We start from the raw sequence: 23,514 nt of genomic DNA, 5'->3' as shown, positions 1-23,514 counted from the left end.
CGCCATGCTGCACCAATGCGGTTAAATTCCGGTGAGATGATGGAGCAACTGACTCTTAATCAGCAGGTCTAAAGGTCAATCCAACGCGCTGGCAAGGGCCTGCGTCTGCGGTGACCTATCCCAGCCGCCCCAGCGCCGGAAAGTTTTCCAGCAGCCAGTAGGACGCGGCCTGGACACCACCGGTGAGGAAAAAGACACCGGCGACAACCAGCAGCGCGCCGATGGCCTTTTCGACGCGGCCGAGATGGACGCGGAATTTGCCGAGAAAGCGCATGAAGGCGCCCGAAAACAGCGCCGCGACCAGGAACGGAATGCCGAGACCGAGCGAATAGGCGGCAAGCAGCAACGCGCCCTCGCCCACCGTCTCGCGGCCGCCGGCCAGCGTCAGGATCGGCCCCAGCACCGGTCCGATGCAAGGCGTCCAGCCGAAGGCGAAGGCCAGCCCCATGACATAGGCGGCGATCAGGCTGGCCGGTTTTCCCTGTGACTGGAAGCGTGCCTCGCGCGACAAAAGCGGGATGCGCAATATGCCGAGGAAATTCAATCCCATCAGGATGATGAGCACCCCGGCGGCCATCGCCAGCGGTTCCTGCCAGACACGCAGCCAATGGCCGATGGTCGAGGCGCCGGCGCCGAGCGCCACGAAGACGGTGGAAAAACCAAGCACGAAGGCGATCGAGGAGAAAAGCAGCGCGCCGCGCGAGCCTTCGCGCGCCTTGAGGCCGGAATTGCCACGAAAGTCGTCGACCGAGACGCCGGCCATGTAGCAGAGATAGGGTGGCACCAGCGGCAGCACGCAAGGCGACAGGAACGAGATCGCCCCTGCCCCGACCGCGCTGACATAGCCGATGTCCAGTGCCACTTCAGTCTCCCTGTGTTTGTGCTGCCTATGTTTGTGCTGCTTGTATTTGCGCTGCCATATAGCCGCGACCGCGTCTGTCCGCCAATCACCATCGCGTGGCAAGTCGTCGCCTTGCCCCCAAAGACTTGGCCAACAGAATTGCGGGAAGAAAGCACCGGCAGGCAGCGTTGACTGGCGAGAGGCCGCGATTTTCCGTGCGCTTCTGAATCACCCGAGGAGATTCCCATGAAAACGATCACAGTCGGGCTGGCGATGCTTTTGCTCGCCACCGCCGCATCCCATGCCGCGGAAGCTTGGAAGGAAGCCGACGTCGGAGGCACCAAGATCTACACCGACGCCAATGGGATGACGCTTTACACCTATGACAAGGACGAGAAGGGCAAGTCGAACTGCTACGACAAATGTGCCACCAACTGGCCGCCGCTCAAAGCCGAGGCCGACGCCAAGTCCGAGGGCGAATGGACAGTCGTCGACCGCACCGACGGCACCAAGATGTGGGCCTATGAAGGCAAGCCCCTCTATACGTTCATCAAGGACAAGAAGGCCGGCGATGTCACCGGCGACGGCGTCGGCGACGTCTGGCATATCGCCAAGGCCGACTGAGCCCGGGTCTCGAATCCCGCTTTAACGGGCGGGAACGCGGCTGGTCGCCGGGCATTCACCCCCACCACCCTCGGCGGCCAGCTTTTCCTCGCCTGTGGCCCGCGCCCTGCGACGCGACTTGGCAGAGTGCACCCGCTCGCTCATCCAAAATTGACTGCCATAACGCTGAACTTTCCCGCATTGCATAGCCGGTGCAACACAGGCATTTTGAGCGCTTGCCCTTGACCGGATGCAAAAGCGCGGCCATGTGAGCGACAAATTATACGAGATTTCGTCGCGCGCAGCGGAATTCTTCTGCCGCATCACAACTGATATGAGACCTCATGGACGTAGTCGTCGTCGAATCGCCGGCCAAGGCGAAGACAATCAACAAGTACCTCGGCAAGAACTACAAGGTTCTGGCCTCGTTCGGCCATGTCCGCGATCTTCCGGCCAAGGACGGCTCGGTGCGCCCCGATGAGGACTTTGCCATGTCCTGGGCCGTCGACACCGCCTCGGGCAAGCGCCTGGCCGACATCGCCAAGGCGGTCAAGGACGCCGACGGCCTGATTCTTGCCACCGACCCGGACCGCGAGGGCGAGGCCATCTCCTGGCATGTTCTGGAGGTGCTGAAGCAGAAACGCGCGCTCAAGGACAAGACGGTCAGCCGTGTCGTCTTCAACGCCATCACCAAATCGTCGGTGCTGGAGGCGATGGCCAATCCGCGCCAGATCGACGCGCCGCTGGTCGATGCCTATCTGGCCCGCCGCGCGCTCGACTACCTCGTCGGCTTCACGCTGTCGCCCGTTCTGTGGCGCAAGCTGCCGGGCGCCCGCTCGGCCGGCCGCGTCCAGTCCGTGGCGTTGCGTCTGGTCAGCGATCGCGAATTGGAGATCGAGCGCTTCGTCCGCGAGGAATATTGGCAGATATCAGCTCTCCTCGGCACGCCGCGCAAGGAGAACTTCGAGGCGCGGCTGACCGCCTTCGAGCACAAGAAGCTGCAAAAGCTCGACATTTCGAACAAGGCGCAGGCCGACGACATCAAGGCGATGCTCGAAGGCGCCTTCTTCAAGGCACTCTCTGTCGAAGCCAAGCCGACCAAGCGCAATCCCGGTCCGCCCTTCACCACCTCAACGCTGCAGCAGGCCGCCTCCTCGCGCCTCGGCTTCTCGGCCACGCGCACCATGCAAGTGGCACAGCGGCTCTATGAAGGCATGGACATCGGCGGCGAGACCGCAGGCCTGATCACCTATATGCGAACCGACGGCGTGCAGATGGCGCCGGAGGCGATTGACGCCGCGCGCGACGCCATCGCCAAGGAATTCGGGCCCAAATATCTGCCCGAAAAGCCGCGTCTTTATACGACCAAGGCCAAGAACGCCCAGGAAGCGCACGAAGCGATCCGCCCGACCGATTTCATGCGCACCCCTGCTTCGGTCCGGCAATATCTCGATGCCGACCAGGCGCGGCTCTACGAAATGATCTGGAAACGCGCCATCGCCAGCCAGATGCAGCCGGCCGAGATCGAGCGCACCACGGTTGAGATCGAGGCGGTCAACGGTGCCCGCACCGCCGAGCTGCGCGCCGTCGGCTCTGTCGTTCGCTTCGACGGTTTCATTGCCGCCTATACCGAGCAGAAGGACGAGGATTCGGAAGACGAGGAAGACCGCCGCCTGCCCGAGATCCGCGCCGGCGAGCAGCTTGACCGCGAGGCGATCAACGCCACCCAGCACACGACCGAGCCGCCGCCGCGCTATTCCGAGGCGTCGCTGATCAAGAAGCTGGAAGAGCTCGGCATTGGCCGTCCCTCGACCTATACGGCGATCCTCAAGACGCTTGAGGACCGCGACTATGTCACCATCGACAAGCGTAGGCTGGTACCGCAGGCCAAGGGCCGGCTGCTGTCGGCCTTCCTTGAAAGCTTCTTCGAGCGCTATGTCGAATATGACTTCACCGCGTCGCTCGAGGAGAAGCTTGACGAAATTTCCGATGGCAAGCTCGCCTGGAAGGACGTGCTGCGCGATTTCTGGAAGGATTTTTCCGGCGCCGTCGCTGACATCAAGGAGTTGCGCGTCACCGACGTGCTCGATGCCTTGAACGAAGAGCTGGCGCCGCTGGTCTTTCCAACACGGGAAGACGGTTCGAACCCCCGCATCTGTCCGAAATGCGGCACCGGCAACCTCTCGCTAAAGCTCGGCAAGTTCGGCGCCTTCGTTGGCTGCTCGAACTATCCCGAATGCTCGTTTACCCGTCAGCTTGGCGACGCCGCCAATCCCAATGGCGAGAACGGTAATGGCGAGGACGGCACCAAGGCGCTCGGCAAGGATCCCTATACGGCGGAGGAAATCACGCTGCGCAGCGGCCGTTTCGGCCCCTATATCCAGCGCGGCGACGGCAAGGAAGCCAAGCGCTCCAGCCTGCCTAAGGGTTGGACGGTCGAATCCATCGACCACGAAAAGGCGCTTGCCCTGCTGTCGCTGCCGCGCGATGTCGGCAAGCATCCGGAATCCGGCAAGATGATCTCCGCTGGCCTAGGACGCTACGGCCCCTTCGTGCTGCATGACGGCACCTATGCCAATCTCGAAGGCATCGAGGAGGTGTTCTCGATCGGTTTGAACCGCGCCGTGTCGGTGATCGCCGAGAAGCAGTTGAAAGGCAAGGGCGGCCGCAACGGTGGCACGCCCGCCGCCTTGAAAGAACTTGGCGACCATCCTGACGGCGGTGGCAAGATCGTCGTGCGTGATGGAAAATACGGACCTTACGTGAACTTCGGCAAGGTCAATGCCACCTTGCCCAAGGGCAAGGATCCGCAGTCGGTGACCATCGAGGATGCGCTGGCGCTGATTGCCGAGAAGGAAGCCAAGGGCGGCGGCAAGAAGCCATTCCGCGGCGCGGCCGCATCCGCTGGCAAGCCGGCAGCGGCCAAGAAGACGGCCGCCAAGAAGCCGGCCGCCAGGAAAAAAGGATAGGACGGCGTGGCGCGCGGGATCTCCGGACGAAGCCACGGCGATCCGCGCACCGCCGACACACGCGCCAAGGTCAAGGACGACTACCGGCCGTCGCGCGACGAAATCCTGCGCTACATCGCCGAGAACCCGGATCGCTCCGGAAAACGCGACATCGCCAAGGCCTTTGCACTGCGCGGTGAGGACCGCATCTGGCTGAAGGACATGCTGCGCGACTTGCAGGACGAGGGCCTGCTGACCAGGGAGCGCAAGCGGCTCGCCCGCGTCGGCGCCCTGCCCCATGTTGCCGTGCTCGACATCTTTGGCCGCGACGGCGACGGCGTGCTGTTGGCGCGCCCGACCGAAGCCGTGGGTGGCGGCGAGCCTCCCGTCGTCTCGATCCGCGTGTCGCGCAGCGGCAACGGCCAGGCGCCCGGCATCGGTGACCGCGTGCTGGCCAAGACCTTCCCGACCGACGATGCCACTGGCCCTGCCTATACCGGGCGGGTGATGAAGATTTTCGAGAAGCGTAACGATGCCGTTCTCGGCGTTTTTCGTGTGCTGAAGGACGGTACTTTCCGCATCGAGCCGGTGGAAAGGCGCCAGCCCGAACTGGTCGTCGACAAGGAGTTCCAGAACGGCGCCAGGAATGGGGACCTGGTCGAAGTCGAGCCGGCGCGGGCCTCCCGCTACGGGCTGCCGCGCGCCAAGGTGCTGACGGTTTTGGGTTCGCTGACCAGCGAAAAGGCGGTCTCTATGATCGCCATCCATACGCACGACATTCCGCACATTTTTCCGGCCGACGTCCTCGCCGAGGCCGAAGCGGTCAAGCCGGCGACGCTGGCCGGCCGCGAGGACTGGCGGGACCTGGCGCTGGTCACCATCGATCCGGCCGATGCCAAGGATCATGACGACGCGGTGTTCGCCATATCGGATACCGACGAGAAGAATCCCGGCGGCGTGATCGTCACCGTGGCGATTGCCGATGTCGCCGCCTATATCCGCTATGGCACGGCGCTCGACCGCGAGGCGCTCAAGCGTGGCAATTCGGTCTATTTCCCGGATCGGGTCGTGCCGATGCTGCCGGAGCGTATCTCCAACGACCTGTGTTCGCTACGCGAAGGCCACGACCGCCCGGCGCTGGCCGTGCGCATGACTTTCTCGGCCGATGGCCACAAGCTCAGGCATTCGTTCCACCGCGTCATGATGAAATCGGTGGCCAAGCTCGCCTATCCGCAGGCGCAGGCAGCGATCGATGGCGCGCCGGACGACAAGACCGGCCCGATCCTCGACACCGTGCTGAAGCCGCTATGGGATGCCTACTCCATCCTCAAGCGCGGCCGCGCTTCACGCCAGCCATTGGAACTTGACCTGCCGGAGCGCAAGATCCTGCTAAAGGAAGACGGCACCGTCGACCGCGTCGTCGTGCCGGAGCGGCTCGACGCCCACAGGCTGATCGAAGAATTCATGATCCAGGCCAATGTCGCGGCCGCCGAAACGCTGGAGGCGAAGCGGCAGGCGCTGGTCTACCGCATCCACGATGCGCCCTCGCTCGCCAAGCAGGAATCGCTGCGCGAGTTTCTGCAGACGCTCGGTCTGTCGCTGGCGCGCGGCGCGCAGATGCGGCCAGCCCAGTTCAACGGCATTCTGGAGCGCGTCAGCGGCGCCGACAATGAAGGGCTGGTCAACGAAGTGGTGCTGCGCTCGCAAAGCCAGGCCGAATACTCGCCCAAGAATATCGGCCATTTCGGGCTCAATCTGAAACGCTACGCGCATTTCACCTCGCCGATCCGCCGCTATGCCGACCTGATCGTGCATCGCGGACTGATTGCCGCACTCGGCTTCGGTCCGGGCGGGCTGACGCAGAATGAGGCAGAGCGGCTGGAAGAGGTTTCGGTGCTGATCTCCGGCACCGAGCGCCGCGCCATGGCCGCTGAGCGCGACACGGTCGACCGGCTGATCGCCGCCTATCTCGCCGAGCGCGTCGGCGACCGTTTCGACGCGCGCATTTCGGGCGTCACCAAATCGGGACTATTTGTCCAATTGCCGCAGTTTGGCGCGGATGGTTTCATCCCGGTGTCAAGTATGGACGGCGATTACTATATATACGACGAAACTGCCCGATCGCTTTTCGGAGAACGCACCGGCAAGGGCTATCAGCTTGCCGACCGCGTCGAGGTTCGCCTGATCGAGGTGGCACCTATGGCCGGCGCGATGCGTTTCGAAATGCTGACCGACCCAAAGCCGCTGCCCGGCTCCAAACGGTCGTTTCACAAGGCCAAGGGCCGCGCCCGGGCGTCGCAATCGCGTCCAGGTCCGCGCGGCAGGAGACGGTAATGGCAAAAGAACTGGGAATGGAACCGCAGGTTTTCGGCGGCGAACATCACTCGGGCCGGGCCGCCCGACCGCTTTGGACGGCGATGAAACGTGGCCTGCTCGGCCGCTGCCCGCATTGCGGCGAGGGCAAGCTGTTTCGCGCCTTCACCAAGACCGTCGACAAATGCAGTGTCTGCGGTGAAGAGCTTTATCACCATCGCGCCGACGACCTGCCCGCCTATCTGGTAATCGTCATCGTTGGCCACATCGTGCTCGGCGCCTTCATGGGCGTCGAGGCGACTTCCACCCTCTCGACCTGGCAGCATATCGCCATCTGGGTGCCGCTGACCATTCTTCTGGCGGTCGCACTCCTGCAGCCGGTCAAGGGCGCTGTCATCGGCCTGCAATGGGCGCTCTATATGCACGGCTTCGGTGGCGAAGAGGACAGGATCGAATCTCATCCCGAGGCTTGAAACAAAGACTGGCGCAATCGGCGATGGCTGAACGCCACTTTCGCATGGCAGAAGATTCCGCTAGGTCGTGCGCATGGATGGTATGACCAAGGCGGACATCGACAAGGTCGAGCGGAGGGCGATAGCGCTTGGCACAAGGCCAATTCGCCCACGTGATGCCGCAACCCTGATCCTTCTCGACCGCAAAGACGACGAGCTCCTGGTGCTGATGGGCCGTCGTCACGCCCGTCACGCCTTCATGCCGGGGAAGTTCGTTTTTCCTGGTGGCCGCACCGATCCGGCCGACAGCCATATTCCCGTTGCCACTGCCCTTCACCCCGATGACGAAGCGCGCCTCACCGCCGGCCTTGGCGGCACGAGCCCGGCCCGCGCCCGTGCCATTGCGCTTTCGGCGATCCGCGAGACCTACGAGGAGGCAGGTCTGCTTATCGGCCGGAAAGGTGCCTTGGCGACGACCCGGCGCGACTGGCAGGGCTTTGTCGAGCACGGCGTAAGGCCGTCGCTGGACGCACTGCGCTTCATTGCACGCGCCATCACGCCGCCGAACCGGGTGCGCCGTTTCGACACACGCTTTTTCAGCGCCTGGCGCAGCGATGTCGCCGTGGAGCTGCCTGATGGCGGCCCAACCAACGAGTTGGAGGAACTGGTCTGGCTACCGCTTGCCAAAGCCAAGCAGGCCGATGTTCCAGACATCACGCGGACGGTGCTGGAGGAACTGGAGCGTCGGATCGCCGATGATCCGCTCCTGCTTCCTGGCGGTTCCGTGCCGTTCTACCGGCTAGTCCGCAATCGCTTTGTCCGCGAAATTCTGTAGAGCATAGAGCATCCACATCCCATGACGGTCGATACCCAGCAACAGGGCGAGGAACGCGTACACTGGTTGCCAATGATTGCGGCGATCTCGTCGATCAGCGTCGTCGGCATCGCCATCGGCCTCGGCATGCCGCTGCTCAGTGTCATCTTGGAAACGCGCGGTCATTCGGCGTCGATGATCGGCCTCAATACCGCGGTTGCCGGTTTGGCCTCGATCGCCGGTGCGCCGCTTGCCACCCCGCTTGCCATGCGCTTCGGCGTCGCCTGGACCATGATTGCCATGATTGCCGCCGGCGCCCTGGCCTTCATCGGCTTCCACTTCGCGCCGGATTTCTGGATGTGGTTTCCGCTGCGCATCGTGCTGCATATCGCCTTGACGGTGCTGTTCATCCTGTCCGAATTCTGGATCAGCACATCGGCGCCGCCGCACCGGCGTGGCCTCGTGCTCGGCATTTATGCCACCGTCCTGTCGCTCGGCTTTGCTGCCGGACCATGGCTGTTTGCCCATCTCGGCAGCTCCGGCTTCAGGCCCTTCGGCGTCATCATCGGCTTGGTCACGCTGGCCGCAATACCAGTGCTTGCGGCGCGCAACGAGAGCCCGACAATCGTCTCCGACGGCGAAACCAGCAATTTCCTGCGCTACATCTGGCTGGTGCCGACTGCAACGGCCGCCGTGCTGGTGTTCGGCGCCGTCGAGACCGGCGGCTTTGCGCTGTTCCCGATCTACGGCAGCCGCATCGGCTACTCCGAAGCCGATGCCGCACTTCTCTTGACCATGATCGGTCTCGGTAATGTGTTGCTGCAGATCCCCATCGGCATGATCAGCGACCGCGTCAGCGACCGTCGCTATCTGCTGCTCGCTTGCGCCGCCGTCGGCCTCGCCGGCACGATCTTCATGCCGTTCTTCGCTCAGAACTGGCACCTGATGGCCGCACTTCTGTTCGTCTGGGGCGGCGTGGTCGCGGCCATGTACACGATCGGCCTTGCCCATCTCGGCTCGCAGCTTTCCGGCCACGAACTGGCCTCGGCCAACGCCGCCTTCGTGCTCTGCTACGGCGTCGGCATGGTGCTTGGTCCGCAAGCGATCGGCATCGGCATGGATGCGTTCGGCCCGTCCGGCTTCGGCTGGTCGCTCGGCCTGTTCTTCGCCGCCTATATCGCTCTGATCGCCTTTAGGCTCGTGCGGAAAATCCGGTAGCGCGACGCCGTCGCCAATGCCTTCTTCGCGATGCCCTTTGACAGGCTGCTGACATCACCGTGTCAGTAGCACCCCTGCTATATCAGCGCTCCAAACCACCATCAGCAGGGAGACATCAGATGATCGACAGTGGTTTTGAAACGAAATCGGTGCGGATGGAATTGCTGCTGCTTGTCAGCTTTCAGGCGCCCGCCGCCGACGTCGACCGCATCATGGAAGCGGTGATCGCGATCACCCCGCTCGGCATGGGCAACTACGACAGCAACGCCTTCCAGTCGGCGGGCGGCATCGAGCGCTACCGGCCACTCGAAGGTGCCGCGGCCGGCGCCGAGACCGTCTTGCGGGAGCGGCCGGGCACCGTCGAAGTGTCGTTCGAACTGCCTGACGACCAGCGGCTGGCCGAGCGCGTCGTCGAGGCGATCTATCAGGCGCACTCCTATCAGGAGCCGGTGATCCGCATCCAGCCGCTGCTTGCCAGCCGCTCGAAGGGCCTCGATGACCGCTCCAACCCGAACCGCTGGTGGAACACGACGGGCGACTGGAAGAAAGCGGCCGCGTCGGTCAAGGAAGACGCTTGAACCTTTCAACACATGCGCATTGAGTGCGGCTGAGGCCGGGCCGGGCTTGACTTTCCGGGCATGTTCTTTATGTGTCGCGCCAAGTTTCCCGCGTCCGGGCGTTTCCCCCGTGCTCCAGCGGCCAACCCCACGAACATTAATGGACTGATATCATGGCCAAAGCCGCAAACATCAAGATCAAGCTTCTGTCGACCGCCGACACCGGTTTCTTCTACGTGACCAGCAAGAACAGCCGCACCAAGACGGACAAGCTGTCGTTCCGCAAATACGATCCGGTCGCCAAGAAGCACGTCGAATTCAAGGAAACCAAGATCAAGTAATCGGGTTTTCCTCCGCGACACCGAACGCCGCCTCATGGGCGGCGTTTTCGTTTGTGGCGCCGAATCGGTCAAAAAATTACGCCACGGCCTATCCGATGCGGTTTCCGCTCGTCGGATCAAAGAGATGCAGTGCCGCCGGCTCGGCCGACAGCCGCACCATGTCGCCCGGCCTGATAGTGCTGCGCCCCATGACGAAGACGCAGACCTGCTGGCCGGCCATCTGGACATAGAACTGGGTCGACAGGCCGAGCGGCTCGACCACTTCGACCTCCGCCTTGAGCGCTCCACCTTCGGTGAGCTGGATATGCTCCGGCCGCAGCCCGACGGTGATTGCGTTACCGTCCTGCAACGGCAGGCCATCCGGCAATCTGAGCTTCTGGCCGTCGGCCAGCACGGCGTCGACCTTGCCGCCCTTGCTGACCGCCGCCGGCAAGAAATTCATGCCGGGCGAGCCGATGAAGCCAGCGACGAAGATGTTGGACGGCCGGTCGTAGAGTTCCAAGGGATGGCCGACCTGCTGGACGAAGCCGTCATGCATGACGACGATGCGGTCGGCCATGGTCATGGCTTCGATCTGGTCATGGGTGACATAGACCGAGGTTGTCTTGAGCTGCTGGTGCAGCGCCTTGATCTCGGCGCGCATATGGACGCGCAGCTTGGCGTCGAGGTTCGACAGCGGCTCATCGAAGAGAAAGACCTTGGGGTCGCGCACGATGGCGCGGCCCATGGCGACGCGCTGGCGCTGGCCGCCGGAAAGCTGGCGCGGCAGGCGCTGCAGGAAATTATCGAGGCCGAGACGCTTGGCGGCCGCGCCCACCCTGGTGTCGATCGCCGTCTTCTCCGCCTTCTTCAGGAGCAGGCTGAAACCCATGTTCGACGACACGTCCATATGCGGATAGAGCGCGTAGGACTGGAACACCATGGCGATGTCACGGTCCTTCGGCGCGACGTCGTTGACCAGCCGTTCGCCGATGCGGATTTCGCCGCCGGAAACCTCTTCCAGCCCGGCGATCATGCGCAAAAGGGTCGACTTGCCGCAACCGGAAGGGCCGACCAGCACGACGAACTCGCCATCGGCGATTTCGAGATCGACACCGTGCAGGATGCGCAGCGAGCCGTAGTCCTTTTCGACATGTTGCAGCGTGACGGAAGCCATCGATTATCCTTTGACGGCGCCGGCGGTGAGGCCGGTGACGAGATAGCGTTGCAGGAAGGCAAAGAAGATGCAGACCGGGATCAGTGCCAGGATAGAGGCCGCCATCATCTGCCCCCAGTCGACGGCAAACTTGCCGATAAAGGTGAGCAGGCCGACGGCGAAGGTCTTTTGAGCGTCGCTGGAGATCAGCATCAGCGCGAACAAAAGCTCGCTCCAGGCGGCGGTGAAGACAAATCCGAGCGTCGCGCCCATGCCGGGCAGCGTCAGCGGCACGATCACCTTGCGCATCGCCTGCGCTCGCGTGCAGCCGTCGATCATCGCCGCCTCCTCGAGGTCCCTGGGGATACCGTCAAAGAAGGACTGCATGAGGAAGGTGGCGAAGGCGGTGTTGAAGGCGGTGTAGATGATGATCAGTCCGATCAGGCTGTTGGTCAGGCCGAGATCTCCCATGAGGCGGTAGATCGGCGGAATGACCATCACCAGCGGAAAGGTCTGGGTGAGCAGCAATAGTATGGCAAGCGTCGCCTTACCGCGGAAGGTGAAGCGCGACATGGCATAGCCGGCGAGCGTGGCAATGATTGTGACGAAGGCTGCCGTCGACACCGAGACGATGACGCTGTTCAGGAAATAGCGCGGAAAATCAGAGGCTTCGAGCACGGTGACGAAATTCTGGAAGGTCGTCCGCGACGGCCAAAAGGTGATGCCTTCGGAATAGAGCAGACGTTCCGGCGTGACGGATATCTTCAGCGTCCAGAAGATCGGGAACAATGCAAAGATCATGTAGGCGGCGATAGCGCCGTAGAGGCCGATGCCGCCAAGAAAGCGAGAAGAGGTGGAGCGTCCGGCAATCATCAGACGTGCCTCACCAGCGTGCGGCGGATGGCGATCAGTGCCACCGCATAGGCAATCAGCAGGACCAGCAGCAGCACCGCCACAGCAGAAGCGTAACCCTTGTCCAGCGACTTGAAGGCGCTGACATAGATATAGACCGGCACCGTGCTGGTCGAGCCGGCCGGCCCGCCTTCGGTCATGACGAAGATCAGATCGGCGAAGGTGGCGATCCAGATCGTGCGCAGCATGACGGTGATAACGATGGTCGGCGCCAGGAACGGCAGCGTCACTTTGGTGAAGCGCTGCCACGGCGAGGCGCCGTCGATGGCCGCCGCCTCATGCAGTTCCGACGGGATCGACTTCAGCGCCGCCAGCAGCGTGATGGCGAAGAACGGGATGCCGAACCAGATGTTGGCGATGATCGGCCCCCACATGGCGGTGGCCGGATCGGACAGGATGTTGGTCGGCTCGGCCTTGAGCCCCAGCGCATAGAGCCAGTGCGGCAGCGGTCCGATGATCGGATTGAACAGCCAGGCCCAGGTGAGGCCCGACAGGAACGACGGCACCGCCCAGGGCAGGAACACCACCGCCTGCACAACCTTGCGGCCAACAAACGGCTTGTCGAGCAGCAGTGCCAGGCCAAGACCGAGGAAGAACTGGAAGAACAGGCTGGCGACCGTCCACCACAGCGTGTTGACCAGCGCCTGCCCCAGAACCTGGTCGGACAGCATCGTCTCATACTGGCCGAGGCCGACATATTCCGACTTGAAGGCGGAGAATTTGCGGAAGGAGTAGCTGATGCCAATGATCAGCGGCACCAGCAGCACCGCCACCAGAAGCACGATCGCCGGGCTGAGATAAAGCCATGGCTCGATCGCGGCATGGGATAGCCGCTTCTTTCGCGGCTTGCCGGCGGATCGTATTTCGGACACGGCATAGGTCATAGGGACTGGCTTAGCCTTTATGGAAGAGCGCCGGGATTGGTGACAGCGTCCTTCTCCCCGTTCACGGGGAGAAGATGCCGGTCCACCTTCCGCAGCTGCAGCGGAGGACGGGCAGGCAGATGACGGGCTGCGCCATTGCTGGCAGAAGCTCGCGCCGCCCCTCATCCGTCACTTCGTGACACCTTCTCCCGGTAAACGGGGGGAAGGAAAGAAGTGCTACTTCTTGTTCTTGGCCATCCAGTCCTGCTGTTCCTTGGTCAGGAACGCGGCCCATTGGTCGGCGACCTCCTTGGCCGTCTTCTGCCCAAGCAGCACTTCCTGAAAATTCTTGATCGCCACCTGGTCGACAAAGTTGCCGAGGTTCTCCAGATGCGTCGGCGGCGTCACCATTTCATATTTGGAGCTGTCGCTCAGCTCCGTGAACCAGCCCTTGAACTGCTCGGTCTTGAAATGCGCATCCTGGTCGGCGCCATTGTGGATCGGGACGACGCCGACTTCCTTGGCCCATTCCAGATTGTCCTTCGGCGACAAAAGCGTTGCCATCAGCTTCCAGGCATCGTCCTTGTGCTGCGAATTGGCGAACATCGCCCAGCCGGCATAACCCAGCGTCGGATAGGATTTGCCGCTCGGCCCGACCGGCAATGGCGCCACGGCGAAATCGTCGGCGCTCATCTTGTCGGCGATACCGAGCAGCGCGTCCGGATCCTGGTTGAGCATGGCGCAGGTGCCGGAATAGAAGCCGGTGACCGTCTCGTTGAAGCCCCAGCTCACCGCATCCTTCGGCGCCAGGCCGTTCTTGTACATGTCGGCCAGCATCTGCAGGCCCTTGACCGAGCCCTCGTCATTGATGGTCGAGGTGCCGTCTTCGTTGAAGTAGCCGCCCTTGCCGGCGGCGATGTTCATGAACATGTGCATGCCGTTGAAGGCGCCGGGGCCACCGCGCAGGCAATAGCCGTATTTGCCTGGAAGCGCCGAGATCTTCTTGGAATCCTCGACGAATTCATCGAGCGTCGCCGGCGGACCATCGAGGCCGGCCTCCTTGAACAGCTTCTTGTTCCAGAACAGCGCGTTCACATAGTAGCCGTAAGGGATCATGAACTGGGTGTTGTTGACGGTCGAGCCGAACTGCTTGGCGCGCTCGCCGAGCGTCTTGGCGTCATCCCATTTGGCCATATAAGGCCCGAGATCCTCAAGCTGGCCGTTGGTGGCATAGAGACCCATCCAACGCTCCGGCATTTCGACGATGTCGGGCGTGTCGCCGGCCTGCACCATGGTCAGGAACTTCTCGAACGCCTGGCCCCAGGGCAGCGAGACGAGCTCGACCTTGACGCCCGGATTGGCCGCCTCGAACTCGGCGATCTGCTTCTTCAAAAATTCAGTGCGCGGCGGGCTGGTGATGACCTCGACCATCTTTAGGGTGGTGTCGGCCAGGGCGCCGCTTGCGGAAATTGCCAATCCGGCGACGGCGGCAAGCATGAACGTCAGTCTTTTCATGTTCGGTACTCCCATTTTGAACGGCTCCGTTATTTTTTTGCTTTGTCGAAGGCCTGGGCGATATCGGCCCAGAGATCCTCGACATTCTCCAATCCGACATTGAAGCGGATGGTTCGGGGGCTGACGCCGAAGCGCGCCATCGAATTCAGGCCCGGCGTCTGCTCGAGCGAGGCCTTGGCCGGCACGACCAGGCTCTCATGGCCGCCCCAGCTGACGCCGATGCGGAAGAACTTCAGCGCATCGACGAAGGCGGGAATGTCGACATCCTCCGTCACCTCGAAGGAGAACAGCCCGGCATAGCCGGCGAGCGTCGCCTTGCCGGGGTGGTTGGAATAGGCAGGGTGGTTGACGCGCTCGACCTTGCCATGCGTTTTCAGCCGCTCGGCCAGCGTCAGCCCGCTCTTCATGTGATGCGGCAGTCTGAGCGGCAGTGTGCGCAAACCGCGCAGCAAGAGCCATGCCTCGAAAGGCGACAGCTTGCCGCCGAGCGAGGAATAGGTCTGCTCGTTGATGCGGCCGATATTGGCGGCTGAGCCCGCCACCACGCCGGCGACGGTGTCGCTGTGGCCGCCGAGATATTTCGAGGCCGAATGCAGGACGAAGTCGACGCCGTGCGAAATCGGCTTCTGGAACACCGGTGTCGCCCAGGAATTGTCGATGGTTGTGAGGATGCCCTGCTCCTTGGCCAGGCGCGTCAGATGCGCGATGTCCTGCAGCTCGAACATCATCGAGGTCGGGCTTTCCAGATAAAGCAGCTTGGCGCCGGGAAGAGCGGCAGCGACCGCATCGGGGTCGGAACCGTCGACATAGTCGACCTTGATGTTGAGGCGCGGGAACAGCCGTTCGAACAGCCGGTAGGCATCGCCATAGCAGTTGCGAACGGCGACGATGCGCTCGCCGGCGCCGACGAAGGCGAGCACCGTGGCGCTGATCGCCGCCATGCCGCTGGAAAAGCCGCGGGCAGCTTCCGCGCCTTCAAGGGCGGCGACGCGCGCCTCGAATTCCATCACCGTCGGGTTGTCGCCGCGCGAATAGATCGGCTGGCGCCGCCGGCCAGCGAAAGTGTCGGCCATCTCGGCATAGCTGGCGAAGGTGAAGAGCGAGGTCTGGTAGATCGGCGGCACCACCGCGCCGCCAGGGAACGGATCATCATGCGCCAGAAGCGTCGCTGCCTCGGCGAGGTAGTCGCTGCCGAAAGTGCCTGGGTCAAAGCCGGTGGGGTGCTCGTTCATTTCAGGTCCGAAAGCTTGAGGTTCGCGGCGCCGCGCTTCAGATCGTCCTCAACGGTAGCGATCAGCTTCAATGCCTCGGCCCGGGCTCCGTCCGGGTCGTGCGCGGCGATGCGTTCGTAGATGGTGCGATGGTAGGGAAAGCTGGCGTGGCCGAAGTCACGCACGCCGAGCGGGTGTTCCCAGAAGCGATGGAAGAGTTCGTGCATGGCGGCGATGATCTGCTCGAACAGCGGATTGCCGGAGGCGCGGTACACGGCCTGATGGAACTCCCAGTCTTCCTCCGCCGACATGCCGGCGCGGCTATGAAAGGCTTCTTCCATAATGTCGAGCTTGCGTTCGATCTCGGCGATCTCGGCTTTGCCGGCGCGGATGGCGCAAAGGGCGGCGGCTTCGGCCTCCAGTGCGCGGCGGATTTCCAGCGTGCGCATCAGGCCGGTGAAATCATTGCCGCCGGCGAGCGTCAGCGGCATGTGCAACATGTCGGGTGAGACGGCCGCCTTGAGATAGGTGCCGCTGCCCTGCCGCCGTTCGACGAGGCCGAGGCCTTCCCAGCGCGTCAGCGCCTCGCGCACCGTGTTGCGGCTGACCTTGAGGCGATCGGCGAGGATCCTCTCGGTCGGCAGTTTTTCGCCCGGACCGAGCGCCTCCTGCATGACGAAGCCGGCGAGCGCTTTCAACACCGCATCGTCACGAGCAGTCGTCTGTATGGGCGGAAGGCTGAACTCGGTCACGTCAAGGATCGCCCGAAGTGGTTCAATGGTCCAACCAATTTCTGCACGGAAGGAGGACCATGTCAATTGGCGGCAGACGAGCCCGGCCTCCGCTAGGTCCGAAGGGCCACGCCAAGATTCATGCAGGAAGAGCGTTCTGTTTCGAAGCCGGCACCATCGTGCTCGCGACAAAAACCCATGGTGTTCCGGGGTTTGGCACAGAATCCTGATGTCATTTGGAAAGGGGGCCGGTCGGCGTTTGGCAGCGGTACGAGGAGGCCACTATGTGCCAGCGCCGGCCGGCCGACCCCACGGACCCAGGAGATGCGGCGGACCTGAGAATCATGGGGTATTTTTCGGATCGATCCGGCAATCTACCCTCGCGCCGGCTCCGTTATTGGTCCTGCACATTTGCGCAACACCTCAGGAAAATCAACCATTTCTTAACCAAGCAGCGCGAATCGCTTGCATTAAGGTAAATTCGTAACCCTGTCGCACTGGCTGGATAATCGGGCGTGGCGCTACGCCGCTTTGGCGACGACTCGGTTACGGCCGCCGCTCTTGGCTTCGTAGAGCGCCAGATCGGCGCGCTTCATCAAGCCCGCCACCGTGTCCACACCCTTCAGCACCGATGATACGCCGACGCTGACGGTGACTTCGATCGTCTTGCCCTCGGAGCCGACGGCAAACGGCAGCTGCGCGATTTCGGCGCGAATGCGCTCCGCGACCTTTTCGGCGACCACGCCATCCGTGTCCGGCATCACCACAACGAACTCCTCGCCGCCAAAACGGCAGGCAAGGTCGATGCCGCGCACGTTCTTGCGCAGCCGCCGCGCGAATTCGCGCAGCACGTCGTCGCCGCCGTCATGGCCATGGGCGTCGTTGATGGTCTTGAAGCGGTCGAGATCGGTGATCATCACCGACAGCGGCCGCCGCCGCGCCACGGCGCGATCGAACAGCGTCTGCAGATGGCTGTCGAGGTAGCGGCGGTTGTGCAGCCCGGTCAGCCCATCAGTCACCGCCATCTCGATGGTCTGGGTGACGCTGGCGCGGAGCTGGTCGTTGTAGCGCTTGCGGCGGATCTGCGTGCGCAGCCGCGCGGTTAGCTCCTGCTGGTCTATAGGCCGCATCAGATAGTCGTTGATGCCGAGTTCGAGGCCTCGCACGAGGCGTCCCTCCTCACCCTGCTCCGCCAAAAGGATGATTGGCAGGAAACGGGTGCGATCGAGCGAGCGCAATTGCGAACAAAGCCTCAGCGGATCGAAATCGGCAAATCCCGTCGAGATCATCACGCATTCATAGGGCGTCTCGGCGGCCTGGAAGAAGCCGGCATGCGGATCGGTGGCGATGTCGAGATCGGCGCTGCCGCGCAGCATTTTCTGAATGCGCTCGAAGGAGGATTTGCGCTCGTCGATCAAGAGAATTTTCGGCATCGTATCTTCGGAGGCGAAATTGCGGCTCAGAAGCTCCTCGATGCCGATGTTGCGGGTGGTCGAGGCGCGCAGGCGCAGCTCGTCGGTCAGCGTCTTCAGCCTGACCAGGCTCTTGACGCGCGTCATCAGTTGCAGATCGTTGACCGGCTTGGTCAAAAAATCGTCCGCGCCGGCATCGAGCCCGCGCACCCGGTCCGAAACCTGATCGAGTGCGGTGATCATGACGACAGGGATATGCGACGTCGCTGGGTCGCTCTTCAGCCGCCGGCAAACCTCGAACCCGTCCATGTCGGGCATCATCACGTCGAGCAGCACGACGTCGACCTTGCCGTTTTCGCAGGTTTCGATCGCGTCCGGCCCATTGGTGGCGGTCAGCACCTCGAAATATTCGGCGAGCAGCCGGACCTCGAGCAGCCTCACATTGGCAGGGATGTCGTCGACGACGAGGATCCGTGCGGTCATCTCATAAGGCTCCGGCTCGGCTGGAAGGGCGCATCAGGCGTCGCCCAAATAGGATTTGATGGTTTCGATGAAACGCGGCACCGAGATCGGCTTGGAAATATAAGCCTCGCAGCCACCCTGGCGGATGCGCTCCTCGTCGCCCTTCATCGCGAATGCGGTGACGGCAATGACCGGGATGACATGGAGATCATCGTCCTCCTTCAGCCATTTGGTCACTTCCAGCCCCGATACTTCGGGCAGTTGGATGTCCATCAGGATCAGGTCCGGCCGGTGCTGTCGCGCCAGGTCGAGCGCTTCCAGACCGTTGCGCGTGCGCACCGTTTCGTATCCGCTCGCTTCGATGAGGTCCCGAAAGAGCTTCATATTGAGCTCATTGTCCTCGACGATCATGACCTTCTTTGGCATCAATTTCCCGTTCCGGCTCGGCCTTCCGCTCGAAGGCTGCCGTCATGCGCCCTTGCCGGAACGCACCAAACCCTGCTTCACAATACGGCAATAAGATTGACGAAACGCAAACCGGCAACCACAAAAGCCGTTCGGATTCCGCTTCGAACGCCCCATCGAAGAGCTTGCCGCGGGCGGCACTTGCGATTACTGCGAAAAGAGACTCATTCCATCCTAGAGAAAGTAGCGATGGCAAACGCAGCGTCAATGCGTGAGGAGGCCGAAACCATTGCCGTGAAGGCATTGGGCTTCGTCGCCGCGGACCCGGAGCTTCTGCCCCGCTTCCTGGCAATCACCGGTATCGAGGCGCATTCGATCCGCCGGGCGGCCGGCGAGCCGGGATTCCTGGCCGGCGTGCTGCAGTTCATCCTTGCCCACGAGCCGACGCTGATGCGGTTTGCGGAAGAAACCGGCACGCCGCCAGCTGCTGTCGGCAAGGCGCTGCGGGCATTGCCGCTGGGCGACGACAATCACGAGCGTTCCATATGAGCGATGATCCCGAGACTGCGCGGCAGATCGAGGAACTCGCCGCCGATGACCGGCCGCTGCTGGTGCTCGATGTCGACGACGTGGTGCTCGAATTCATCCGGCCTTTTCCGCATTTTCTCAAATCGCGCGGCTTCGGCCTGACGCTCGCTTCCTTCCGCCTCACCGGCAACATCGCCGAAACGGCGAGCGGCCGTCTGATCGAACAGCCCGAGGTGACGACACTTCTGGGTGAGTTCTTCGACGCGCAGGCCGATTGGCAAAGCATCACCGACGGTGCCGAGGATGCTCTTGCAGCGCTTAGCGACAGCGCCGAGATCGTCCTGCTGACCGCCATGCCGCACAAGCACCGTGCCGTGCGCCGTGCGCATCTCGACGCGCTCGGATTGCCCTACCCGCTTTTGACCACCGAAATGGCCAAGGGACCGGCGGTGGCCAAATTGCGCGGCAACAGGGGCCGCCCGGTCGCTTTCGTCGACGATCAGCCGTCCAATCTGGTGTCGGTTCAGAACTCGGTCGCCGACGCGTATCTCTTCCATCTGATGGCCGACAATTCGCTGCGCGCTTTCCTGCCGCCGGTGCCGGATGGCATCGTGGTCTTGCAGGATTGGCGGGAAGCCGCGCCGAAGATCGCGGCCGCGCTCGGGCTTTAGGGGTTAAGCTTGGCCCCTGCTCCACCGCTGTCATCCTGATCGGTGCTGTCGTCCTGGATGGGATCGGCCGCTTTCAGCATGGCGCCGTTGACGAGGACCGAACCATCGGGCTTGGCATTGACCACCCATTCGATACGGCCGTCCGGCAGCGTCTTGCCGAATCCCTTGATCGCAAGCACCACCGGAAAATACTGCGCGGCTTGCGGGTCCGTCTTCGCCGCATACTGCAAGGCCTCCACGATCTTGTCGTAGCCGGCGATACCGACGGTCATGCTCGCGTCCGGCTTCTCGCCCGGGAAAGTCATCTCGCCTCCCAGCACGACCTCGATATTGCTGTTCTTCACGGTGCTGTGGCCAATGACGATCTTGGGTGTCTTGGCCATGAAGTCAGCAGTGAGCTTGTCGCCGAAATCAGCCGACAGCGGCGGATCCTGATTAAGATCAAAGGCTTCGATCGCCTTCCTCGCCATACTGTCGAGATCAATGTTGGCGCCGCCGAAGTTCAGGTCGATATCGGTGGGCAGCAGCGCCACGCTCCAGCCTGGCAAAAGCTGCTGCGGCACGGTCAGCCCCGACGCCTTGATGCCGTAAATGATCTTGCCGTTTTGAGCGACGCCGTCAGAACCGAATGCAGTGCTGAACTCCGCCGCGCCGAAATTGCCGACCGAGCTTGCCACCACGAAATCCTTGAAACGGTAGGTTCCCTCGACATGCTCCCAGACCGGCAAAGCGGCGAGCAGAAGCGATTTGAGCTGCGCCTGGTTTGCCTTCGGCATCACCTCGTCCTGATTGGCCACGACAAATGCCAGCAGATCGAGCAACGGCTTTGTCCGCACCCCTTTGCCGCTCGCCTCGACCGACAGTTCCGGTGACTTGACGGTGACCGGGAATTTCAGCCCGCTCTCGGGATCGTCGAAATTGATCGTTTCGACGAAGCTCGACACCTTCTGCGACGTTGTGAAATCGACGCCGCCAGTTGCGGACTTGGTCGCCGCAATCGTCGCAGTGCCGGCACCGGCGCTGACGTTCATGTGCTGCTTGGCATCCTTCGAGGCCATCGTCATACCGGCCATCGAGCTTGTGCCGCTGGTGAAGGCTGCCAGATTGGGATCGTAGACGCCGGAACCTTTGCCATCCTTGATTGAGAACTGCGTGCTTTGCAGTCCCTCAGATCCATTGAACTCAAAAGAGGCGCTTTGCGAAAAATCCATCGAAACATCCCAGGATCCATCGCTGCGCGGCTTCACCATCAATGCATAGGGTGCAAAGTCGAACTTCAACAGCCTTTGATCCGGCAATGTTGCGGCAAGTGCCTTGAAATCAAATACGATCTTGTAAGCATCACCTTCGGCCGAAACCTTCAGCACACCTCTGTCGAGCGCCTGTTTGCCGACGTAACGGGACAGGTCTTCGGACAACTGCCTGGCACCCTGGTTGTCGACGGTCTGGGCGAAGGCAGGCGCGCCGAAGGCAAGAGCAAAAGCCAGTGACAATACACGCTTCACGTCGGTTCTCCGTTGGTCTGGACAGGCGAAATCATTTGGTGATTGAAGTAGGGAAAGAGCATTACAACCGCAAGACGAAGACACTACACGAGCATATCGTTGCTAAAGCACCAGCCGCATTAGCGGCCGGCCCGCTTTGCGTTCCACAAGCCGTTCGAAGCCCGCCTTCTCGAAGACTCGCGATGAGCCGACGAACAGCCCGATCGAGCGCGAGTCTTTCGACAGGTCCATCGGGCAGGCCTCGATCAACCGCGCGCCATTCTGGCGGGCGAACTCTATACCGCCCGCGACCAGCCGGTGCGACACGCCCCTGCCCCGCGCCTTGACCCGGATGAAGAAACAGGAGATCGCCCACACGCCCGGATCGAAAGCGTCGGCCGGATCGACAGGCGCGGAACCCCTGCCCTTGTTGTTCCACTCCGGCACGTCGGCGCGCGGGCCGATCTGCATCCAGCCGACCGCCTTGCCGTCCTCGAACGCCAGCAGGCCAGGCGGCGGTCCGGCCTCGATCCGGGCCTTGATGTGGTCCTTGTTGCGCTCCTTGTCGCTCGCGCGGCGCACCGCCGGCGCCAGCCGGAAATGCGTGCACCAGCAGCCATAGCAAGCGCCTTGCTTGCCGAAAAGATCTTCGAAATCCGCCCAAAGCTCGGGCGCCAAGGGCGCTATGGTCGTGTTCATGAACTCTCTCCCGGCGAGCCGCCTTGTCGCGGCCTCCGTCCTGACGTACCATTGCATTTGTTCTCTTTATGTTCGCAGCGATGGCGGCTCCTGTCAACAATCCCGATCACGGTTTTTGCCGCGACTGCCTGACGTTCCAGCGCGGCGAGGCGCGACGTTGCGAACGCTGCGGCAGCCCGCGGCTTGCCCGCCATCCCGAGCTCTACAGATTGCATCTTGCCCATATCGACTGTGACGCGTTTTACGCAGCCATCGAAAAGCGCGACAACCCGGCGCTGAAGGATCGGCCGTTGATCATCGGCGGCGGCAAGCGCGGCGTCGTCTCCACCGCTTGCTACATCGCCCGCATCCACGGCGTACGCTCGGCCATGCCGATGTTCAAGGCGCTCGAAGCCTGCCCGGAAGCGGTGGTCATGCCGCCGGACATGGAGAAATATGCGCGCGTCGGCCGCGAGGTCCGCGCCCTGATGCAGGCGCTGACGCCGCTGGTCGAGCCGATCTCCATCGATGAGGCGTTTCTGGACCTTGCCGGCACCGAGCGCCTGCATGGCCTGCCGCCTGCAGTGGTGCTGGCGCGTTTTGCGCTCGGCGTCGAGAAGGAAATCGGCATCACGGTCTCATCAGGCCTTTCCTACTGCAAGTTCCTGGCCAAGGTAGCGTCGGATTTTCGCAAGCCGCGCGGCTTCTCGGTGATCGGCGAGGCCGAAGCGCCAGGCTTTCTGGCCGAGCAGCCGGTGACGCTGATCTGGGGCGTGGGAAAGGCCTTCGAGGCCACACTCGAGCGGGATGGCATCCGCACCATCGGCCAGTTGCAGCGCATGGAACGCGGCGACCTGATGCGCCGTTATGGCGTGATGGGCGACCGGCTCTACCGGCTTTCGCGCGGCGAGGACGACCGCCGCGTCCATCCTGACCAGGATGCGAAAAGCGTATCGGCGGAAACCACTTTTGACACCGATATCGCTTCCCTGGATGAACTGGTTTCGGTGCTGAGAGCGCTATCGGAAAAGGTCGCAGCGCGGCTGAGGAAATCCGGCATTGCCGGGCGCACCGTCGTGCTGAAGCTGAAGACGCAGGATTTCAAGATCCGCACACGCAACCGTCAGCTCGGCGACCCGACCCGGCTGGCAGACCGGATTTTCTCGACCGGCCTCGATTTGTTGCGCCGGGAGGCGGACGGGACGAAATACCGGCTGCTCGGCATCGGCGTCAGCGACCTCACGGACGACGACAAGGCCGATCCGCCCGACCTGGTCGACGTCCGGTCGCGCAAGCGCGCCATGGCCGAAGGCGCCATCGACGCACTGCGCGACAAGTTCGGCAAGAAGGCCGTGGAAACAGGCTATACCTTCGGCAAGGGCCGCAATGCCCATCCGCCCGAGCCGATCGAGGATTGAAG

22 protein-coding genes are annotated in these 23,514 nt (G+C 62.7%); 11 read left to right on the top strand and 11 right to left on the bottom strand.

Features of this window, described 5'->3' with window-relative positions; translation table 11 throughout:
- Nucleotides 1-115: 115 nt before the first annotated feature.
- Nucleotides 116-862, bottom strand: a complete 747-nt coding sequence (locus OHD62_RS27425) for a cytochrome c biogenesis CcdA family protein (RefSeq protein WP_263789539.1) — start codon at nt 860-862, stop codon at nt 116-118.
- A 225-nt stretch (nt 863-1,087) separates the two neighbouring features.
- Here OHD62_RS27425 and OHD62_RS27420 point away from each other — a divergent pair, with 225 nt between their 5' ends.
- From OHD62_RS27420 to rpmG, 8 genes are all read left to right on the top strand, one after another.
- Nucleotides 1,088-1,465, top strand: a complete 378-nt coding sequence (locus OHD62_RS27420) for a hypothetical protein (RefSeq protein ID WP_263789538.1) — start codon at nt 1,088-1,090, stop codon at nt 1,463-1,465.
- Between the two features lie 323 nt (nt 1,466-1,788).
- Nucleotides 1,789-4,413, top strand: a complete 2,625-nt coding sequence (topA, locus tag OHD62_RS27415; RefSeq protein ID WP_263789537.1) for a type I DNA topoisomerase — start codon at nt 1,789-1,791, stop codon at nt 4,411-4,413.
- Between the two features lie 6 nt (nt 4,414-4,419).
- Nucleotides 4,420-6,726 (top strand): ribonuclease R, encoded by a 2,307-nt coding sequence (gene rnr / locus OHD62_RS27410; protein WP_263789535.1) that lies wholly within the window; start codon nt 4,420-4,422, stop codon nt 6,724-6,726.
- On the top strand, nt 6,726-7,178 hold the full coding sequence (locus tag OHD62_RS27405) for a DUF983 domain-containing protein (protein WP_263789532.1): 453 nt from the start codon (nt 6,726-6,728) through the stop codon (nt 7,176-7,178). The genes rnr and OHD62_RS27405 overlap by 1 nt, the downstream gene beginning before the upstream one ends.
- A 73-nt stretch (nt 7,179-7,251) precedes the next feature.
- Complete coding sequence (locus OHD62_RS27400) at nt 7,252-7,992, top strand: NUDIX hydrolase (protein WP_263789530.1); 741 nt, start codon at nt 7,252-7,254, stop codon at nt 7,990-7,992.
- 21 nt (nt 7,993-8,013) lie between these two features.
- Complete coding sequence (locus tag OHD62_RS27395) at nt 8,014-9,189, top strand: MFS transporter (protein WP_263789528.1); 1,176 nt, start codon at nt 8,014-8,016, stop codon at nt 9,187-9,189.
- A 119-nt stretch (nt 9,190-9,308) separates the two neighbouring features.
- Nucleotides 9,309-9,767, top strand: a complete 459-nt coding sequence (locus OHD62_RS27390) for a hypothetical protein (protein ID WP_263789527.1) — start codon at nt 9,309-9,311, stop codon at nt 9,765-9,767.
- A gap of 152 nt (nt 9,768-9,919) precedes the next feature.
- Entirely contained in the window at nt 9,920-10,087 is a 168-nt protein-coding gene (rpmG, locus tag OHD62_RS27385; protein WP_006201775.1) for a 50S ribosomal protein L33, read from the top strand.
- 88 nt (nt 10,088-10,175) lie between these two features.
- Here rpmG and OHD62_RS27380 read toward each other — a convergent pair whose 3' ends face one another.
- The 8 genes from OHD62_RS27380 to OHD62_RS27345 all read right to left on the bottom strand — a co-directional run bounded on the left by OHD62_RS27380 (nt 10,176) and on the right by OHD62_RS27345 (nt 18,739).
- Nucleotides 10,176-11,243, bottom strand: coding sequence for an ABC transporter ATP-binding protein (locus OHD62_RS27380; RefSeq protein WP_263789281.1), 1,068 nt, complete (start codon nt 11,241-11,243; stop codon nt 10,176-10,178).
- A 3-nt stretch (nt 11,244-11,246) separates the two neighbouring features.
- Complete coding sequence (locus tag OHD62_RS27375) at nt 11,247-12,095, bottom strand: carbohydrate ABC transporter permease (RefSeq protein ID WP_263789279.1); 849 nt, start codon at nt 12,093-12,095, stop codon at nt 11,247-11,249.
- Nucleotides 12,095-13,018 (bottom strand): carbohydrate ABC transporter permease, encoded by a 924-nt coding sequence (locus OHD62_RS27370; protein ID WP_263789277.1) that lies wholly within the window; start codon nt 13,016-13,018, stop codon nt 12,095-12,097. Before OHD62_RS27370 ends, OHD62_RS27375 begins: the two co-directional genes overlap by 1 nt.
- A 216-nt stretch (nt 13,019-13,234) precedes the next feature.
- On the bottom strand, nt 13,235-14,512 hold the full coding sequence (locus OHD62_RS27365) for an ABC transporter substrate-binding protein (protein ID WP_263789275.1): 1,278 nt from the start codon (nt 14,510-14,512) through the stop codon (nt 13,235-13,237).
- Nucleotides 14,513-14,541: 29 nt separating this feature from the next.
- Nucleotides 14,542-15,744 carry a PLP-dependent transferase gene (locus OHD62_RS27360; protein ID WP_263789273.1) on the bottom strand — a complete coding sequence of 401 codons (1,203 nt, stop codon included), beginning with the start codon at nt 15,742-15,744 and terminating at the stop codon, nt 14,542-14,544.
- Nucleotides 15,741-16,475 (bottom strand): FadR/GntR family transcriptional regulator, encoded by a 735-nt coding sequence (locus OHD62_RS27355; RefSeq protein WP_263789272.1) that lies wholly within the window; start codon nt 16,473-16,475, stop codon nt 15,741-15,743. The genes OHD62_RS27360 and OHD62_RS27355 overlap by 4 nt, the downstream gene beginning before the upstream one ends.
- A gap of 500 nt (nt 16,476-16,975) precedes the next feature.
- Nucleotides 16,976-18,349, bottom strand: a complete 1,374-nt coding sequence (locus OHD62_RS27350) for a PleD family two-component system response regulator (RefSeq protein WP_263789270.1) — start codon at nt 18,347-18,349, stop codon at nt 16,976-16,978.
- A 33-nt stretch (nt 18,350-18,382) separates the two neighbouring features.
- Complete coding sequence (locus tag OHD62_RS27345) at nt 18,383-18,739, bottom strand: response regulator (RefSeq protein ID WP_280110242.1); 357 nt, start codon at nt 18,737-18,739, stop codon at nt 18,383-18,385.
- A gap of 243 nt (nt 18,740-18,982) precedes the next feature.
- Between OHD62_RS27345 and OHD62_RS27340 the strand changes: the two genes are divergently transcribed.
- Both OHD62_RS27340 and OHD62_RS27335 read left to right on the top strand, forming a co-directional pair.
- Entirely contained in the window at nt 18,983-19,282 is a 300-nt protein-coding gene (locus tag OHD62_RS27340) for a DUF3572 domain-containing protein (RefSeq protein WP_263789214.1), read from the top strand.
- On the top strand, nt 19,279-19,932 hold the full coding sequence (locus tag OHD62_RS27335; protein WP_263789212.1) for a hypothetical protein: 654 nt from the start codon (nt 19,279-19,281) through the stop codon (nt 19,930-19,932). The genes OHD62_RS27340 and OHD62_RS27335 overlap by 4 nt, the downstream gene beginning before the upstream one ends.
- Here OHD62_RS27335 and OHD62_RS27330 read toward each other — a convergent pair.
- On the bottom strand, nt 19,929-21,437 hold the full coding sequence (locus tag OHD62_RS27330; RefSeq protein ID WP_263789210.1) for a hypothetical protein: 1,509 nt from the start codon (nt 21,435-21,437) through the stop codon (nt 19,929-19,931). The genes OHD62_RS27335 and OHD62_RS27330 overlap by 4 nt on opposite strands.
- 102 nt (nt 21,438-21,539) lie before the next feature.
- On the bottom strand, nt 21,540-22,115 hold the full coding sequence (locus tag OHD62_RS27325; RefSeq protein ID WP_263789209.1) for a GNAT family N-acetyltransferase: 576 nt from the start codon (nt 22,113-22,115) through the stop codon (nt 21,540-21,542).
- A 68-nt stretch (nt 22,116-22,183) separates the two neighbouring features.
- Between OHD62_RS27325 and OHD62_RS27320 the strand changes: the two genes are divergently transcribed.
- Nucleotides 22,184-23,512 carry a DNA polymerase IV gene (locus OHD62_RS27320; protein WP_263789206.1) on the top strand — a complete coding sequence of 443 codons (1,329 nt, stop codon included), beginning with the start codon at nt 22,184-22,186 and terminating at the stop codon, nt 23,510-23,512.
- The last annotated feature ends 2 nt before the right edge of the window (nt 23,513-23,514 follow it).

Source organism: Mesorhizobium sp. YC-39, assembly GCF_025753795.1.
GTDB lineage: Bacteria > Pseudomonadota > Alphaproteobacteria > Rhizobiales > Rhizobiaceae > Mesorhizobium.
Note: the sequence above shows the minus strand (reverse complement) of the source record. Positions and strands in the feature narration are given on the sequence as shown.